Origin of the sequence: Ochrobactrum sp. P6BSIII (assembly GCF_014138065.1) — a bacterium.
Taxonomy (GTDB): domain Bacteria; phylum Pseudomonadota; class Alphaproteobacteria; order Rhizobiales; family Rhizobiaceae; genus Brucella.
The window spans coordinates 16,253-31,271 of sequence record NZ_JACGXB010000012.1 but is presented as its reverse complement, the minus strand read 5'-3'; the positions used below and the strand labels follow the sequence as shown (position 1 = coordinate 31,271).

Below are 15,019 nucleotides of genomic sequence, written 5' to 3'. Positions count from 1 at the left end.
GTTTGACGCTCATCTTTTCCGAAAACCGTTTCACACTTTTCGGGATGTGCGTTAATCCGCCATCGCCTCTTCATATTCCGATGAAAGCTCCAGCCATTTTTCTTCCGCACTCGCGAGTGCGGATTTCGCATCACTCATATCCTTGTTGATGCGAATGGCTTTCTGAGGCTCTTTCTCATAAAGCGCCGGGTCTTCCAGCTGATTGGCGAAAGCTTGAATCTGTTTCTGCAGTTTCTGCATCAAGCTCTCGGTTTCCTTGATCTTTTTCTGCAAAGGCGCCATGGCTTCGCGCTTCTGCGCGGCAAGCTTGCGCTGCTCCGCTTTATTGACCTTCGGGCCTTCGTCGCGTTCGGAAGCCGGTTCGCCCTTGGCGTCGGCCAGAACGATCTGGCGATATTCATCGAGATCGCCTTCAAACGCCTTCACACCGCCTTCGCGCACCAGCCAAAGCCGCTCCATGGTGGCTTCGATCAGATGGCGGTCGTGCGCGATCAGGATGACAGCGCCGTTGAAGGCGTTGAGCGCGTGGACCAGTTCTTCACGACTATCGATATCGAGATGGTTGGTCGGTTCGTCGAGGATCAGAAGGTTCGGGCCGTGGAAGGTCGCAAGCCCCATCAGCAGACGCGCTTTCTCACCGCCGGAAAGGTCCTTTGCAGGCGTCAGCATCTTTTCCGTCGAAAGCCCCATCCGCGCCACGCGAGAGCGAACTTTCGCTTCCGGCTCGGTCGGCATCAGCTTGCGCACATGCTCGATGGCGTTGTCTTCCGGCACCAGATCGTCCATCTGGTGCTGTGCGAAAAAGGCCACTTTCAGATTGGGCGAGATGGTCAGCGTGCCGTTTTCTGGCTTCAACCGTCCCGCAATCAGCTTGGCCAGTGTGGACTTACCATTGCCGTTTGAACCGAGCAGCGCGATGCGGTCATCATTGTCGATGCGCAGTGTCACATTGCGCAGCACCGGCTCGCCCGGCACATAGCCGACATCGGCGTGGTCCAGCGCAATGATGGGCGAGGCGGCCTTCTTTTCCGCATCCGGAAAACTGAAGGGCTGCACATGGCTGTCGACATAAAGCTCGATGGGTTTCAGCTTCTGCAATGCCTTGAGGCGGGATTGCGCCTGCCGGGCTTTGGTGGCCTTGGCACGGAACCGCTCGACAAAGGATTCCATATGCTTGCGGTGCGCTTCCTGCTTGGCATGCGCCTTCTGCTGCAATTCCAGCATTTCGTGCCGCTGACGCTCGAACTGATCATAATTGCCGCGCCAGAAGCTGATTTTCTTCTGGTCGAGATGCATGATCGACGATGTGGCCGAATTCAGCAGGTCGCGATCATGGCTGATGATGATGACGGTGTGCGGATAACGCTTCACATAGTCGACCAGCCACAGCACGCCTTCAAGATCGAGATAGTTGGTCGGTTCGTCGAGCAGCAGCAGGTCCGGTTCGGAAAACAGAACCGCAGCGAGCGCTACGCGCATGCGCCAGCCGCCGGAGAAGGCGGAGGCCGGACGCCGTTGCGCTTCGGCATTGAAACCGAGACCAGACAGGATCGCGCCTGCGCGCGCTTCCGCCGAATGGGCGTCAATATCGGCAAGCCGCGTGTGGATTTCCGCAATGCGATGCGGGTCGGTCGCCGTTTCGGCTTCGTCGAGAAGCGCCGCGCGCTCCTTGTCCGCTTTCATGACGATTTCGATCAGCGGTTCTTCCGTGCCGGGCGCTTCCTGTGCCACCTGACCGATGCGGGTGTTCTTCGGCACCGACACGCTGCCCGTTTCAGGCGCGAGATCACCGGTGATGACCCGGAACAGGGTGGACTTTCCCGTGCCGTTGCGACCGACGAAACCGGTCTTCGATCCGGCAGGCAGCGTCACGCTGGCATGATCGATCAGAAGGCGTCCGGCGATGCGGACGGAAATGTCATCGAGAATAAGCATGGACTGGCTTTTGCACGGCTCTGCGCATTTCCGCAAGTATCAACATCAATCAGGCGAAGCGACGGCCGCCTTCCGTGCGCTGGAATTGCGAAAGGTCGAGCGAAGGGGCGTCTGTGCCGAGCCGCGTCAAGGCTGCGTGGATCTGGCCGCGATGGTGGGTCTGGTGATTAAACAGATGCGCCAGCGACGGTGCAAGCCGTTGGCTCATCGTGCGCATGTCCGAGACGGTTGTATAGGTAAAGCGCCCCGCAAGCTTGTCGGCGTTTAATCCGTCGGTATAGCGACAGATGCGTTCATCCTCTGCGTGGCGCAGATCGCGCAGCGTGATGAAATTGTCGGTGATGATAGCGTCGAGCTGCTTTGGATGGTCGCCTTCGCCGGTAAACCGCTTCATCCAGATGCGGTCTGTAACCAGAAGATGGTTGAGCGTGCGATGGATCGAGCCGAAAAACAGGCCGAGATCGAGCCGGTATTCCTCGTCGCTCAGATCGGCGGCGGCGGCATAGAGCAGTTCATTGGCCCAGCGATTATACCACGCAAACATTTGAAAATGCTGTTCCATACAATTCCCCGCTACCCGACAGCCTGAATCAGAATGGCATTATCTATGCCTTCAAATTTCTGCCGTCTCAAGCTGCTAGGCGATACCGGATGTGCTCTAAAGCATAATCCGACTGGAGTGAGACGAGGATCGATAAGATTATGCTCGAAACGGCGCGGCCTCTTGGCAATTAAGCCTATCGACGGTATAGAGCCTCACTTTTCTAAAATTTCCCAGCAAACAAGGTGTCATAATGGCAATCGAACGTACCTTCTCCATGATCAAGCCCGACGCGACCCGCCGCAACCTGACCGGCGCAATCACCGCCAAGCTTGAAGAAGCTGGTCTGCGTGTTGTCGCTTCGAAGCGCGTCTGGATGAGCCTGCGTGAAGCACAGGGCTTCTACGCTGTTCACAAGGACCGTCCTTTCTTCGGCGAACTGACCGAATTCATGTCTTCGGGCCCGACGATCGTTCAGGTTCTCGAAGGTGAAAACGCAATCGCCAAGAACCGCGAAGTCATGGGCGCAACCAACCCTGCAAATGCAGACGCTGGTACGATCCGCAAGGAATTCGCTCTGTCGATCGGCGAAAACTCGGTTCACGGTTCGGACGCACCGGAAACCGCTGCCGAAGAAATCGCTTACTGGTTCTCGGGCACCGAAATCGTCGGCTAATCCGATCCGCATGCATGAAAAAAGCCGGGCTCGCGCCCGGCTTTTTTGTATCTTCTCGTAAATTAAATCAGAGATTCTGCGCCAGTGTCGCGATCTCTTTGCCGTCCTGATCAAGAAGGACGAGTTTACCCACGGTATCGATCTTGTAGGACCGCGTTTTCGTCAATGTATCGAGAAATTTACGTTCCTGATTCATGAGTGCTGGCGGGCATTGCATGTAGGTCGAACCGACATCGGCAAAGGAAATCGTTTCGCCCGTCACCGTCGCTTTACTGAAATAGCGATTGCAGCCGCCGGAACCACTGACAGAGCCGTCGGGGGTAACCGTCAGTGTGGTCTGGGCATTGTCAATGACGCCGCCGCCCTGAATGTCTTCCGCCAGCCAGTCCTTGCCTTCAATGCCGATGGATACGGTCTCGTCTGCACTCTTGCGCACCATGACGACGCGCATTTCAATCGGAGTGCCGGGATTGGTGGGATCGATGGTGTAATTCTGGTCGTTGACGAACCAGAGTGTATCGCCAGCAGTGATGCGGGCCTGCAGGGCATAGGTATGGCCCGGCTGAATCTTGTCTGTGTCAAAATTGATCGCGAAGGGGATCGGCGATCCTTGTGCGGATTCGATGCGGGTTTCGGCAATCGTCTGGGACGGCGCATCGGCAAGCGAGATATCTGCAAGCTGTACCGTCAGCTTGGCTTCCGGCGGCAGAGCGATGCGTTCGCGATACATGACCTTGCCACTGACTGTTTTTTCAGCGGCAATGCTGCTCGTCGGCATGGACGTGGTCAGGAACAAGGCTGCGCCACCAAGCGCGCCAAGGCCGACCACGAGTGCCGTGGCAATTGAAAGAGTGCTCTTCAGTAGTTTTCGCATTCTTAAAGTCCGAAACCTCATTCCTGCACAACCAGGAATATTGCCCTATTGTGGCAGTGTTGCCGTGCCCGTCGCTCCGTCCGCGTTCCGCGTCCGACAGGAGCTTGATTCAATCCGCAGACAATAATGAAATCTTCATGTGAAAATTGTGGCAGCACAAGTAAGTGCCACCCAAATTACACTGTATTTTAGGGGTTTAAATAGTTAATTCTTGCTTAAAGAGAAACAGAGTTTTCTGCAAATAGATCAAGGCGCTGATCGGACGGATCAAGTATTTTGCGATTTGTCCCATCGCTTTCGACTTAAGTCGTCGTCATCCTTGGCCGCGACCCAGCCATCGGGGGCGCCGTCAGTGAGATGTTCGCGCTTCCAGAACGGCGCACCGGTCTTCATGAAATCCATCAGAAAAGAGGCTGCCTCAAAAGCGGCAAGACGGTGCGCCGATGCGGTCGCAACGAGCACGATATTGTCGCCGGGCCTGATCAGCCCGTAACGGTGGATGACGGATATGCCCAGAAGCGGCCAGCGCGCCATCGCCTGTTCGGCAATGCGCCTGATCTCGGCTTCCGCCATTCCGGGATAATGTTCGAGTTCTAGCGCGGAAAGGCGCCCATTTTCATCCCGGCAAAGCCCGGAGAAGGTGACTATGGCGCCGATATCCTTGCGTCCGCCACGAAGTTTTTCCACTTCCGCCGTCGCGTCGAAATCATCTTCGCGAACGCTGACGAACAGCGGGCAAATCGGCTGCCCGCCCATCTCAGCCACCCGTCATGGGCGGGAAAAGAGCGACCTCGTCCCCGTCCTGGATGAATTCATTATGTTCGGCATGTTCCTGATTGATTGCCGCGCGGATAACGTCGCCATGCTCGAAAGCGGCTTCATATTCTTCGCCACGGGTTTTCAGCTGGCTAATGAGTTCGCCGACCGTCACTTTCGGGGCGGGTAGGACGATGAGGTCTTCACCCTTGCCGATTTTCTCCCGCACCCAGGCGAAATAGACGACTTTGACGCTCACGAGCTTAATCCATCACGTGCTTGAGGCCTGCCTTGAAGTAATCCCAGCCCGTATAGAGCGTGAGGATCGCCGAGATCCAGAGCAGGACAATGCCCAGTTCCGTTACATAGGGCATGATTTTATCACCGGCAGGGCCGGCCAGCAAAAAGGCCAGCGCAACCATCTGCGCTGTGGTCTTCCACTTCGCAAGACGTGAGACGGGCACGCTGACTTTGAGTTCCGCGAGATATTCACGCAGGCCCGAAACCAGAATTTCGCGGCACAGAATGATGATTGCCGCCCACAGGGTCCAACCGGCAATAGTGCCATCGGCAGCCAGAAGCAGCAGAATGGCAGATACGAGAAGCTTGTCTGCGATCGGGTCAAGCATGCGCCCGATCGTCGAGGTCTGCTTCCAGATACGCGCAAGATAGCCGTCGAAGAAATCGGTGATGCTGGCGACGATAAACAGGCCAAGAGCGGTCCAGCGGGCGAAGTCGCTGGATTCGAGACGCCCCTCCACAAAGAAGCACAACACCACAAGCGGCACGGCGACAATCCGTCCGTAAGTGAGAATGTTGGGCAAGGAGAGGGTATGTTTGTTCTGCATTGTTCCGCCGTAACCGTTATTTTGTGCACATCAACAGGGATGATCAATAAAATCAACACTTGTGCAGGTGTTCTGCTCGGACCTTATGACGCTGGCGCGCAAAAGCGCATCAAAATTGCGTCACCGGTCACGAAAATGATCGTGAATGGTGCGTGCCATTGCCTCCGATATGCCGTCGATCTGCATCAGGTCCTCCATAGCTGCACGCGAAACCGCTTTTGCCGTTCCGAAATGATGGAGCAAAGCGCGTTTGCGCGACGGACCGATTCCCGCAATTTCATCGAGCGGGTTCTTGACCATCTCCTTCTTGCGCCGCGCGCGGTGCGTGCCGATGGCAAAGCGGTGCGCTTCATCGCGCATCCGCTGGATGAAATAAAGAACAGGATCGCGCGGGGGCAGGGTGAAAGGCTGCTTGCCCTCCACAAAAAACCGCTCGCGTCCCGCTTCACGGTCCACGCCCTTGGCGATGCCGATTGCATTGACGAGATTGGCGATACCCATCTCATTGAGAATCTGACGCGCAGCCCCCACTTGCCCCTGTCCACCATCAATGAGAATCACATCGGGCCAGGCCGGGAAACTGTCATTCACTTCAGGCACTTCAGAGGTTTCAAGGTTTTCCGGATCGGGCGCTTCATCCGGCGCGCCGTGCTCCTTCACCAGTCTTGAGAAGCGACGCTCGATCACTTCGCGCATCATACCAAAATCGTCGCCCGGCGTGATATCGGTCGAGCGGATATTGAACTTGCGATACTGGTTTTTGACGAAGCCTTCCGGTCCGGCGACGATCATGCCGCCGACAGCGTTCGTGCCCATAATATGCGAGTTATCGTAGACCTCGATGCGGCGCGGTGTGCGTGCAAGACCGAATGTCTCCGCCATGCCTTGCAACAGACGCGCCTGTGATGAGGTTTCGGCGAGCCTGCGGCCCAGTGCTTCACGCGCATTGGTCAGCGCGTGATCGACAAGATCTTTTTTCTCGCCGCGTTGGGGCACATTGACCTGCACCTTATGACCGGCGCGGGTGGAAAGCGCCTCGGCGATTAGCGCTTGTTCTTCCACGGCCTCGGACAAAAGCACAAGGCGCGGGCAGGGCTTGTCGTCGTAGAACTGCGACAGGAATGCGCCCAGAACTTCCGCCGGTCCAAGCGAGCTGTCGGCCTTCGGATAATAAGCGCGGTTGCCCCAGTTTTGGCCGGTGCGGAAGAAGAAGACCTGAATACAGGTCATGCCGCCTTCCTGATGGATGGCGAAAACATCGGCTTCTTCGACTGTCTGCGGATTGATGCCTTGATGCGACTGGACATGCGAAAGTGCTGCCAGACGATCGCGATAGACCGCAGCATGTTCGAAATCGAGATCGGCAGACGCCGCCTGCATGGCGGTGGCCAGATGGTCTTTCACCGACTGGCTCTTGCCGGACAGGAATGCTTTGGCCTCGGAGACCAGCTCTCCATAATCCGCATCGCTGATTTCGTGCGTGCAGGGACCGGAGCAGCGCTTGATCTGAAACAGCAAACAAGGGCGGGTGCGGCTTTCGAACACCGAATCCGTACAGGTGCGCAACAGGAAGGCGCGTTGCAGCGCGTTGATCGTGCGTCCCACCGCGCCCGCCGAGGCGAAGGGGCCGAAATAATCGCCCTTGCGCGAGCGTGCACCGCGATGCTTGAAAATGCCGGGCGCACGATGGTCGCCGGTCAGAAGAATATAGGGAAACGACTTGTCGTCGCGCATCAGCACGTTGAAGCGCGGGCGCAATCTTTTGATCAGATTCGCTTCGAGCAGCAGCGCTTCGGTTTCCGTGCGCGTCACGACGAATTCCATCATCGCAGTCTCGCGGATCATCCGCACGATGCGATTCGAATGGGCTATGCCGCGTGCATAATTGGAAACGCGCTTTTTGAGATTCCGCGCCTTGCCGACATAAAGAACGTCGCCATCGCTGTTGAACATGCGATAGACGCCGGGATTGTTCGGCAGGCGTTTGACGAAGGCGTTGATGATATCCTGGCCGCTAAGACCTGCCGTATCCGGCAGCCCGTCCGACGAATCCCACTGGATCTGGTCGGCCATGGAAGGCGCAGCAACAATTTCGGAACCCGTGTCGTCGCTGTCTTCATCATCGTCGGCTTCCGCATCGCCAATGATAATACCGGCCACGTCCTGCTCGTCGTCGGACGGCAAGTTCGTACTGGTATCGTCATGGTTTTTGCGGTTGCCGCTCATTCCGTGATTCCTGCGATGTCGGGGGTTTCCCATGCCAGATGCTGCCCGCCATCGAGCGCAATCATCTGGCCGGTAATGGAACGATTCTCCCAGAAGTAACGCACTGTACGACCAAATTCCGGCAATTCTGGCGCACGCTGCAAGGCCACCTTGCTGACTTGCCGTTCAAAATCGCCTGGGCGCTGCCGTTCGCTTGGCAGGGTCGGCCCCGGTGCAATCGCATTCACGCGAATGCGCGGCGCCAGTGCCTGCGCAAGCGTGCGGGTCGCATTCCAAAGCGCTGTCTTGGACAGCGTATAAGAGAAGAAGTTCGGATTGAGCTTCCAGACGCGCTGGTCGATCACATTGACGATCAACCCATCGGTTGTTTCAGGTAAGGCCTTGGCCATGGCTTCCGAAAGAATGACCGGCGCTTTGAGATGAATCGCGAAATGCCTGTCCCACAACGCCATGTCGAGATCACCAACCCGATCATCCTCAAACAAGGACGCATTGTTGATGAGCAGGCGGATCGGCCCAAGCTGGCGCTCGGCTTTCGCAATAAGACCGCGCACATCCTGTTCGGATGCGAGGTCAGCCTGAACGACACAGGCGTTGCCGCCGCCAGCAAGAATGGCGTCGGCCAGAGTCTGTCCTTCGTCAACCGACCGATTGCAGTGGATCGCTACAGGAAAGCCATGGGCAGCGAGGTCTTCGACAATCGCCTTTCCGATGCGCCGCGCGCCGCCCGTCACAAGAACCGGACATTTTGCAAGCGGGCTGACTTCCTGATCGTTCAACACGGTAAACACTTTCTTATCGAGATTCTCTCGTGATTTTCATGCCATTTTGCTCATGAAATTGCATCCATTAATAGCGCCAAGCGGGTCGGCTGCTGACAAAATAGTAGCAATTTCAGGTGCTTCTCGTGGCGAGGGTGCGAGTTGATTGCCCCGCAACAATCCGCACCCGCTTATATAGTCACAAAAGGTTGGCGTTGCGAGAATGCAACATCGCATTTTTGCCATTTTCTCGTCAGGTTTTCTTCACAGAAGCGGGCATTTCGTGCCGCAATTACCGACGATACCTCCTCCCCATCAGCACGGCATGGGCGGTTTCAACTCCCAACATGCTGCCCGCCCGATAAGGGACCGTGTCAAACGTAATTTGTGTAAGGAGAATGCTATGCGCACTCTTAAGTCTCTCGTAATCGCCTCGGCTGCGCTGCTGCCGTTCTCTGCGACTGCCTTTGCTGCTGACGCCATTCAGGAACAGCCTCCTGTTCCGGCTCCGGTCGAAATGGCTCCTCAGAACACCTGGGCTGGCGGCTACACCGGTCTGTACCTCGGCTACGGCTGGAACAAGGCCAAGACCGACGCTGTTGGCACCGTAAAGCCTGACGACTGGAAGGCTGGCGCATACGCTGGCTGGAACTTCCAGCAGGACCAGTTCGTATACGGTGTTGAAGGTGACGCCGGTTACTCCTGGGCCAAGAAGTCCAAGGACGGTCTGGAAGTTAAGCAGGGCTTCGAAGGCTCGCTGCGTGCACGTCTCGGCTACGACCTGAACCCGATCATGCCTTACATCACCGGTGGTGTTGCCGGTTCGCAGGTTAAGCTCAGCGGCAATGGCGACGACGAAAGCAAGTTCCGCGTTGGTTGGACTGCTGGTGCCGGTATGGAAGCCAAGCTGACCGAAAACATCCTGGGCCGCGTCGAATATCGCTACACCCAGTTCGGTAACAAGGACTACGACCTTGGCGGCGCTTCCGTCAGCAACAAGCTCGACACCCACGACATCCGCGTCGGCGTTGGCTACAAGTTCTAATTATCTGATAATTGAACACGGAAAACCGGGCAGGCAACTGCCCGGTTTTTTGTTGTCTAAAGTGCTCTTTGCCGAAAGCTCGTCCGGTCAATAACCTTCCTGCCGTGCCATATCGACCAGCCATTTGCGGAAGGAGGCCATGGCGTTTGTTTCCGGGCGAGATTGAAGCCTCGCCAGCCAATAGCTGCCCATCGTCACTGTTTGCTGGAAGGGCTGAACAATTGTTTCAGCATGAAGCTGCCGGGTAAACATTGACGGCGGTGCAAGTGCTATGCCCGCGCCCTGTATCGCGGCCTCCATCATCGCCAGCGATGAATCGAACATGATGCTTTTCGGCAGCGGCATGTCTCCAGTGACGCCTGCAGCAGCAAACCATTGCGACCATTCATCAGCCCGGTAAGATCTGAGCAGCGTTTGTCGTGTCAGATCCGATGGTGTTTTCAGCTGGTTTGCTATGTCTGAAATGCACAAGGGCGAAAGCGGCGCTTCCAGCAGCCGGATCGCATCGACGCCATGCCAGGCGCCGGACCCAAATCGAATCGCAAAATCCAGTCCTTCAGCCGCGATGTCGACGCGATTATTGTTGGTTGAAAGCCGCAAATCGATGAATGGATGCGTGGTCTGAAAATCGCGCAGGCGAGGGATGAGCCAGCCGACCGCCAGCGTTCCCACAACGCCGACGCGCAGAACCTCGCGGTAATGTCCGCCCTCGAAACGTTCCAGTGTCCCGGCGATATTGTCAAAGGCCTCGCGCAAGGTGGGCAGCAGCGTTTCCCCTTCATGGGTCAGCAACAATCCACGCGGCAGGCGCTCGAACAGGGTGACATTGAGGCGATGCTCAAGGCTTTTCACCTGATGGCTGACGGCGGCCTGTGTCACGCACAATTCGATTGCCGCCTTGGTGAAACTCAAATGGCGAGCGGAAGCTTCGAAGGCGCGTAGTGCATTGAGCGGAAGATGAGGCCGGACCATCGCTATACCCAAATTTTTCTAATGTCAGAGCCAAGATAACGTCGTTTGTTTCGGACGTATAGCTCGCTTATATCGAGAGTGCCGGATAGACGGGTTTTGATTTCAATTCACCCGCATCAGGGCTAACGCGCGTTATTTCACATGAGAAAACAATGATTTCCACCGCATGCCCCCAGAGCAGTGGAAAAATCGCTTCACGATGAGGATGGCGTATAAGTCATGAGAAAAATTACCGTTTCCGCTTTGAGCATGGTCACCGTCGCCAGCCTGTTGTCCGGTGTATCTGCACAGGCTGCGGGCGCATTGAGCGAGAAAGAAATCAGGCATCTGGTCGATGAAACGATCAAGCCTGTCATGGCTGAGCACAAGATTCCCGGCATGGCCGTGGCCGTGACGGCTGGCGGTGAGACCTACATTTTCAGCTATGGCGTCGCCTCGAAAGAAAGTGGACAGAAGGTGACCGAAGACACGATCTTCGAGATCGGTTCCGTCTCCAAGACCTTTACCGCCACGCTTGGCGGATTGGGACTTGCGGAAGGCGCGTTCAAATCAGGCGACGTGGCGACGAAATACGCTTCTGAATTGCAGGGCAGCAGCTTCTATAAGGTCTCGATGCTTGATCTTGGCACTTATACGGCTGGCGGTTTGCCCTTGCAGTTTCCAGACAGTGTCACCGATCACCAGACGATGATCGACTATTTCAAGAACTGGAAGCCGGATTATCCGGCGGGAACACAACGACGTTATTCGAATCCGAGTATCGGTCTGTTCGGTTATCTTGCAGCCCAAAGCATGGGTGAGACCTTCGACAAGGTGATGGAAAACAAGCTTATTCCGGCATTTGGCCTGAAGCACACATTCATTCATGTGCCTGAAAGCCAGATGAAGAATTACGCTTATGGCTATTCGAAAGCCAACAAGCCGATCCGCGTGTCTCCCGGTGCATTCGACGCGCAGGCCTATGGAATCAAAACCACCGCACCGGATTTGATTCGTTTTGTGCAATTGAATATGGACAGCGCATCGCTTGATCAGCCGATGCAAAAGGCCGTAGCGGCCACACATACCGGCTACTACAAGGTCGGTGACATGACACAGAGCCTCGGCTGGGAGCGGTACACCTATCCGCTGAGCCTGAAAACGCTACTTGGTGGCAACACCTCCGACATGGCGATGAAATCGCACAAAATCGAAAAGCTCGATCCGCCAATGCAGCCGTCAGACGACATGCTGCTCAATAAGACCGGTTCGACCGGCGGCTTTGGTGCCTATGTGGCCTTTGTGCCGGCTAAGAAGATCGGCATTGTGATGCTTGCAAACCGCAACTATCCGAATGAAGAACGGATCAAGGCCGGTTACCGCATCCTGAAGGCCCTGGACGGCAACCACTAGAGCGGTTCCGTTTAAAACGGAATCGTGGAACCGCTCTATCTATTTGTTTCTACGCATTATCCTACGCAAAACCGCTACGCACTTTTGCTGGAAATGCTCTAATCGCCAAAAACGCAAACGCCCCGGATAGCGGCTGCCGTCCGGGGCGTTCTTGTTTTCATAAAGAAGGCTTAGCCATGAACTCAGCCTTGCGGCAGCAGGGCCGTGAGTTCCGGATGCAGTTCCTGAAAACGCTTGACCCAGCGCTTGAGCTTCGGACGTCCGCGCTCCCATTTGCCGTCAAAGCGCAGCGCAAGATAGCCAAGCGTTGCAGCGACGGCGATATGGCCCGCATGGAGCTTGCCCGCCAGACGGGGCGGAGCTTCATTGAGCAGGTCGAGCGCGCGCTCTGCCTTGCGCCATTGCAGATCCAGCCAAGGCTGGTGGATTTTCTCTTCCGGGCGCATGCGGCGTTCGTAGACATGTGCGAGGAGAACGTCAGCCAGACCATCAGCAATGGCTTCATAACGCTCGGCATCGGTGCGCTTTTCCGCATTACGTGGGAAGAGCTTGTTGCCGGAAACGCGGTTCAGATATTGCGTGATGGCGCGGCTGTCGAAAACTGCCTTGCCGTCGTCCGTGACGAGGGTTGGAATCTTGCCGAGCGGATTGGCGGTGACGAGATTCTCCGGCTCTGCCGACGTGTTCACGACCACGCTTTCAAAAGGGACGCCTGCATAATGCGCGGCCATACGCACCTTCGCGCTATAAGGCGAAGCGGGTGAATAGAGAATCTGCGTCATGTTTGATTCCTGAGAATGAAGATTATTGGGTTGCCGGCATCATGACCGAACGGCTGCGGCAGGAGTTGTTGTTGACCTCCTGGCAGGCGCGAAACTGAAGATCCTTCGTCATGCAGATGCGCACTTCCTGAAGATAGTTGCGCTGGCACGTGACGGAAATGCCGTTGGCCTTCATGCCCGGATTGGCAGCGATGAAAGCGTTTTCGACGAGCATCGGGTCAACCCGGCGATTGCCGCTCACACTGCGCAGGCTCGGTGGGATATTGACCTGATCATAGGCTTTGCGAAGCGTGCCGAAATAGTCGGTCTGCGACAGGCCGGAACAGCTTCCGTGCTTGCGCCATTCATGCCCGATCAATCCGGCAGCAGGCATGATGTCTGAAAGGCTGGAAATGATCTGGCGCGGGACATAGCCGCCGCGGCTGCGATCATTGTCGAGCTGGCAATTGGCCGGATAGCCCCATTCATTCTGCGGCCACAGACCGTGCGCCACAAAGCCAAAAGGCCGCTGCGTGTTGCACTGCTGCTTGTTGGCGCGGCGGCCCTCCGACGCGCAATAGCTCGGCGACCACGAAAGCGACAGCACATAGAAGTCGAAATCGCCGGGCACATCGCCGCTGTCGCGGTCGTCAGCGAAGGCTGCACCCGACAAGATTGTCGTTGCCATCAGGGCAACCGAAAGCAAAGCGCTTGGGACAGCCGCCAGTCTTCGCAGCATGGGACCTCCGGTCAGGTCAGCGGAGGACGCGGCAGCTTGGCGCGTCGTAGACATACCAGCGGTCAAAGCCTTCAACGCAGAATTCCACGTTGCGGCCGACAGAGGCAAAACCCTGACCTTCTTCGATCAGATACCAGACCGAACGATACTGGCCGTCGCTCAATACGGCGGTGGCCTTGCAATAGGTGCGTTCGATCTCAGCCGGGTTTGTCTTCGGTTCAAAGCGGGTCAGGCGCACATCGCTCATGGCAGAAATGCCAACCTGCGGCAGTTCGGGCACATGGCGCACCTGATAGCCGAAACGCGAGACCACCGAGCGCAGCACGCTCTGCTGGTTGCAGACGGTGTTGTCGACAACAGCTGGGGCGGACTGAAGGTAATCCGCAGCGCTGGCGGGCAGGGCTGCAAAGGTTAGCGGCAGGACGGAGGCGGCGAAGAGGGCGGCCCGCGAAAAGCGTCCGAAGCGATCCAGTTTGCCCGAGGTAAGTTGCATGTCTCTATCCTGTCCCAAAATGCGAACGCGAAGCGCGCGCTTATGTCTGTGATAGCCGAAGCTTTGCTTCGCGCAGTTTCTTTCAGCAGGCCGCAGCGGTCAAGTGCGATCCGTCTCGCCGCGTATCCACCGAACACTGAAATTGCTTCCCTTTTCTTCGGCTAGCAGTTTCGTAAGGGTGGGAAGCAGCGTTTGCATCTCACTTTCGAGTGTATAGGGCGGATTCACGACGATCATGCCGGTGCCATCAAGGCGCGGTTCGGATGATGGCGCGCGAATCGCCAGCTCGATCTGCATGATTTTCGGGATACCGGTTTCATAAAGTCGTTTGGCGAAACGCTCGGTTTCCTTGCGATCCTTTACGGGATACCAGAGTGCATAAGTGCCGCCGCCGAAGCGCTTGTGCGCTTTCGCGAGACCATCCACCATACGGTCGAACTCGCCTTCTATCTCGAAAGGCGGATCGACCAGCACGAGGCCGCGCTTTTCCTTGGGCGGCAGATGCGCGCCCATTGCCAGCCAGCCGTCGAGTTCAATGACGCGCACCTGATAATCGCCGTCGAAACGCTTTGCCAGTTTGGCCGCGTCCTGCGGATGCAGTTCCAGCGCCGACAGACGGTCCTGCTTGCGCAACAGATGTCGCGTCACATAAGGCGAGCCGGGATAATGGCGGAGCTTGCCGTCCGCATTTACCGCGCGCACTGCATCGAGATACGGCGCGAGCAGTTCCAGCGCTGCCGGTTCGATCTGGCCCTTGTCGACCGCATCGACAAGGCGGTGAATGCCGCCCGTCCATTCGCCGGTCTTGCCCGCTTCCACACCTTTCAGGTCGTAAAGCCCGATGCCCGCATGGGTATCGATGACGCGAAAGGCCTGATCCTTGCGCTTCAGATAATCAATGATACGGGCGAGGATGACGTGCTTGACGACATCCGCGAAATTTCCGGCGTGATAGGCGTGACGATAGTTCATGATCGCGCTTGTTTCACGGCTTGTGGTT

The 15,019-nt window shown here is 56.7% G+C and carries 16 protein-coding genes; 3 read left to right on the top strand and 13 right to left on the bottom strand.

Annotation, left to right across the window (positions count from 1 at the left end; all coding sequences use genetic code 11):
* Positions 1-51: 51 nt before the first annotated feature.
* Both FHW00_RS16960 and FHW00_RS16955 read right to left on the bottom strand, forming a co-directional pair.
* Entirely contained in the window at positions 52-1,935 is a 1,884-nt protein-coding gene (locus FHW00_RS16960; RefSeq protein ID WP_078340740.1) for an ABC-F family ATP-binding cassette domain-containing protein, read from the bottom strand.
* Between the two features lie 49 nt (positions 1,936-1,984).
* Positions 1,985-2,497 carry a DinB family protein gene (locus tag FHW00_RS16955; protein ID WP_078340741.1) on the bottom strand — a complete coding sequence of 171 codons (513 nt, stop codon included), beginning with the start codon at positions 2,495-2,497 and terminating at the stop codon, positions 1,985-1,987.
* Between the two features lie 232 nt (positions 2,498-2,729).
* Between FHW00_RS16955 and ndk the strand changes: the two genes are divergently transcribed.
* The gene (gene ndk, locus FHW00_RS16950; protein WP_109368676.1) at positions 2,730-3,152 is read left to right on the top strand and encodes a nucleoside-diphosphate kinase; all 423 of its coding nucleotides are present in this window, start codon (positions 2,730-2,732) and stop codon (positions 3,150-3,152) included.
* A gap of 67 nt (positions 3,153-3,219) precedes the next feature.
* On the opposite strand, the gene FHW00_RS16945 is transcribed toward ndk, so the two are convergent.
* The 6 genes from FHW00_RS16945 to FHW00_RS16920 form a co-directional block, all read right to left on the bottom strand.
* Positions 3,220-4,026: a YbaY family lipoprotein gene (locus FHW00_RS16945; RefSeq protein ID WP_078340742.1), complete on the bottom strand. Its 807-nt coding sequence runs from the start codon at positions 4,024-4,026 to the stop codon at positions 3,220-3,222.
* 267 nt (positions 4,027-4,293) lie between these two features.
* The gene (locus tag FHW00_RS16940; protein WP_078340743.1) at positions 4,294-4,782 is read right to left on the bottom strand and encodes a molybdenum cofactor biosynthesis protein MoaE; all 489 of its coding nucleotides are present in this window, start codon (positions 4,780-4,782) and stop codon (positions 4,294-4,296) included.
* A gap of 1 nt (position 4,783) precedes the next feature.
* Complete coding sequence (gene moaD / locus FHW00_RS16935) at positions 4,784-5,041, bottom strand: molybdopterin converting factor subunit 1 (RefSeq protein WP_078340744.1); 258 nt, start codon at positions 5,039-5,041, stop codon at positions 4,784-4,786.
* A gap of 4 nt (positions 5,042-5,045) precedes the next feature.
* Positions 5,046-5,630 carry a CDP-diacylglycerol--glycerol-3-phosphate 3-phosphatidyltransferase gene (gene pgsA / locus FHW00_RS16930; RefSeq protein ID WP_078340745.1) on the bottom strand — a complete coding sequence of 195 codons (585 nt, stop codon included), beginning with the start codon at positions 5,628-5,630 and terminating at the stop codon, positions 5,046-5,048.
* A 120-nt stretch (positions 5,631-5,750) separates the two neighbouring features.
* On the bottom strand, positions 5,751-7,856 hold the full coding sequence (uvrC, locus tag FHW00_RS16925) for an excinuclease ABC subunit UvrC (protein ID WP_078340746.1): 2,106 nt from the start codon (positions 7,854-7,856) through the stop codon (positions 5,751-5,753).
* Entirely contained in the window at positions 7,853-8,638 is a 786-nt protein-coding gene (locus FHW00_RS16920) for an SDR family oxidoreductase (RefSeq protein ID WP_078340747.1), read from the bottom strand. Before FHW00_RS16920 ends, uvrC begins: the two co-directional genes overlap by 4 nt.
* Positions 8,639-9,020: 382 nt before the next feature.
* Between FHW00_RS16920 and omp25 the strand changes: the two genes are divergently transcribed.
* Positions 9,021-9,662 carry an outer membrane protein Omp25 gene (gene omp25 / locus FHW00_RS16915; protein ID WP_078340748.1) on the top strand — a complete coding sequence of 214 codons (642 nt, stop codon included), beginning with the start codon at positions 9,021-9,023 and terminating at the stop codon, positions 9,660-9,662.
* Between the two features lie 87 nt (positions 9,663-9,749).
* On the opposite strand, the gene FHW00_RS16910 is transcribed toward omp25, so the two are convergent.
* Entirely contained in the window at positions 9,750-10,634 is an 885-nt protein-coding gene (locus FHW00_RS16910; protein WP_078340749.1) for a LysR family transcriptional regulator, read from the bottom strand.
* A gap of 219 nt (positions 10,635-10,853) precedes the next feature.
* Here FHW00_RS16910 and ampC point away from each other — a divergent pair, with 219 nt between their 5' ends.
* On the top strand, positions 10,854-12,026 hold the full coding sequence (gene ampC / locus FHW00_RS16905; RefSeq protein WP_078340750.1) for a class C beta-lactamase: 1,173 nt from the start codon (positions 10,854-10,856) through the stop codon (positions 12,024-12,026).
* Between the two features lie 182 nt (positions 12,027-12,208).
* Here the strand turns inward: ampC and FHW00_RS16900 are convergent, their stop codons facing one another.
* The 4 genes from FHW00_RS16900 to FHW00_RS16885 form a co-directional block, all read right to left on the bottom strand.
* Positions 12,209-12,808 carry a glutathione S-transferase gene (locus FHW00_RS16900; RefSeq protein ID WP_078340751.1) on the bottom strand — a complete coding sequence of 200 codons (600 nt, stop codon included), beginning with the start codon at positions 12,806-12,808 and terminating at the stop codon, positions 12,209-12,211.
* Between the two features lie 22 nt (positions 12,809-12,830).
* Complete coding sequence (locus tag FHW00_RS16895; RefSeq protein WP_078340752.1) at positions 12,831-13,526, bottom strand: ribonuclease T2 family protein; 696 nt, start codon at positions 13,524-13,526, stop codon at positions 12,831-12,833.
* A gap of 16 nt (positions 13,527-13,542) precedes the next feature.
* Positions 13,543-14,019 (bottom strand): hypothetical protein, encoded by a 477-nt coding sequence (locus FHW00_RS16890; protein ID WP_078340753.1) that lies wholly within the window; start codon positions 14,017-14,019, stop codon positions 13,543-13,545.
* Between the two features lie 99 nt (positions 14,020-14,118).
* Positions 14,119-14,991: a 23S rRNA (adenine(2030)-N(6))-methyltransferase RlmJ gene (locus FHW00_RS16885; protein ID WP_078340770.1), complete on the bottom strand. Its 873-nt coding sequence runs from the start codon at positions 14,989-14,991 to the stop codon at positions 14,119-14,121.
* Positions 14,992-15,019 lie beyond the last annotated feature (28 nt).

What these genes read in the sequence shown, in the direction of transcription:
- FHW00_RS16960 (WP_078340740.1), bottom strand. Translation starts at nt 1,935, where the DNA reads ATGCTTATTCTCGATGACATTTCCGTCCGCATCGCCGGACGCCTTCTG.
- FHW00_RS16955 (WP_078340741.1), bottom strand. Translation starts at nt 2,497, where the DNA reads ATGGAACAGCATTTTCAAATGTTTGCGTGGTATAATCGCTGGGCCAAT.
- ndk (WP_109368676.1), top strand. Translation starts at nt 2,730, where the DNA reads ATGGCAATCGAACGTACCTTCTCCATGATCAAGCCCGACGCGACCCGC.
- FHW00_RS16945 (WP_078340742.1), bottom strand. Translation starts at nt 4,026, where the DNA reads ATGCGAAAACTACTGAAGAGCACTCTTTCAATTGCCACGGCACTCGTG.
- FHW00_RS16940 (WP_078340743.1), bottom strand. Translation starts at nt 4,782, where the DNA reads ATGGGCGGGCAGCCGATTTGCCCGCTGTTCGTCAGCGTTCGCGAAGAT.
- pgsA (WP_078340745.1), bottom strand. Translation starts at nt 5,630, where the DNA reads ATGCAGAACAAACATACCCTCTCCTTGCCCAACATTCTCACTTACGGA.
- uvrC (WP_078340746.1), bottom strand. Translation starts at nt 7,856, where the DNA reads ATGAGCGGCAACCGCAAAAACCATGACGATACCAGTACGAACTTGCCG.
- omp25 (WP_078340748.1), top strand. Translation starts at nt 9,021, where the DNA reads ATGCGCACTCTTAAGTCTCTCGTAATCGCCTCGGCTGCGCTGCTGCCG.
- FHW00_RS16910 (WP_078340749.1), bottom strand. Translation starts at nt 10,634, where the DNA reads ATGGTCCGGCCTCATCTTCCGCTCAATGCACTACGCGCCTTCGAAGCT.
- ampC (WP_078340750.1), top strand. Translation starts at nt 10,854, where the DNA reads ATGAGAAAAATTACCGTTTCCGCTTTGAGCATGGTCACCGTCGCCAGC.
- FHW00_RS16900 (WP_078340751.1), bottom strand. Translation starts at nt 12,808, where the DNA reads ATGACGCAGATTCTCTATTCACCCGCTTCGCCTTATAGCGCGAAGGTG.
- FHW00_RS16895 (WP_078340752.1), bottom strand. Translation starts at nt 13,526, where the DNA reads ATGCTGCGAAGACTGGCGGCTGTCCCAAGCGCTTTGCTTTCGGTTGCC.
- FHW00_RS16890 (WP_078340753.1), bottom strand. Translation starts at nt 14,019, where the DNA reads ATGCAACTTACCTCGGGCAAACTGGATCGCTTCGGACGCTTTTCGCGG.
- FHW00_RS16885 (WP_078340770.1), bottom strand. Translation starts at nt 14,991, where the DNA reads ATGAACTATCGTCACGCCTATCACGCCGGAAATTTCGCGGATGTCGTC.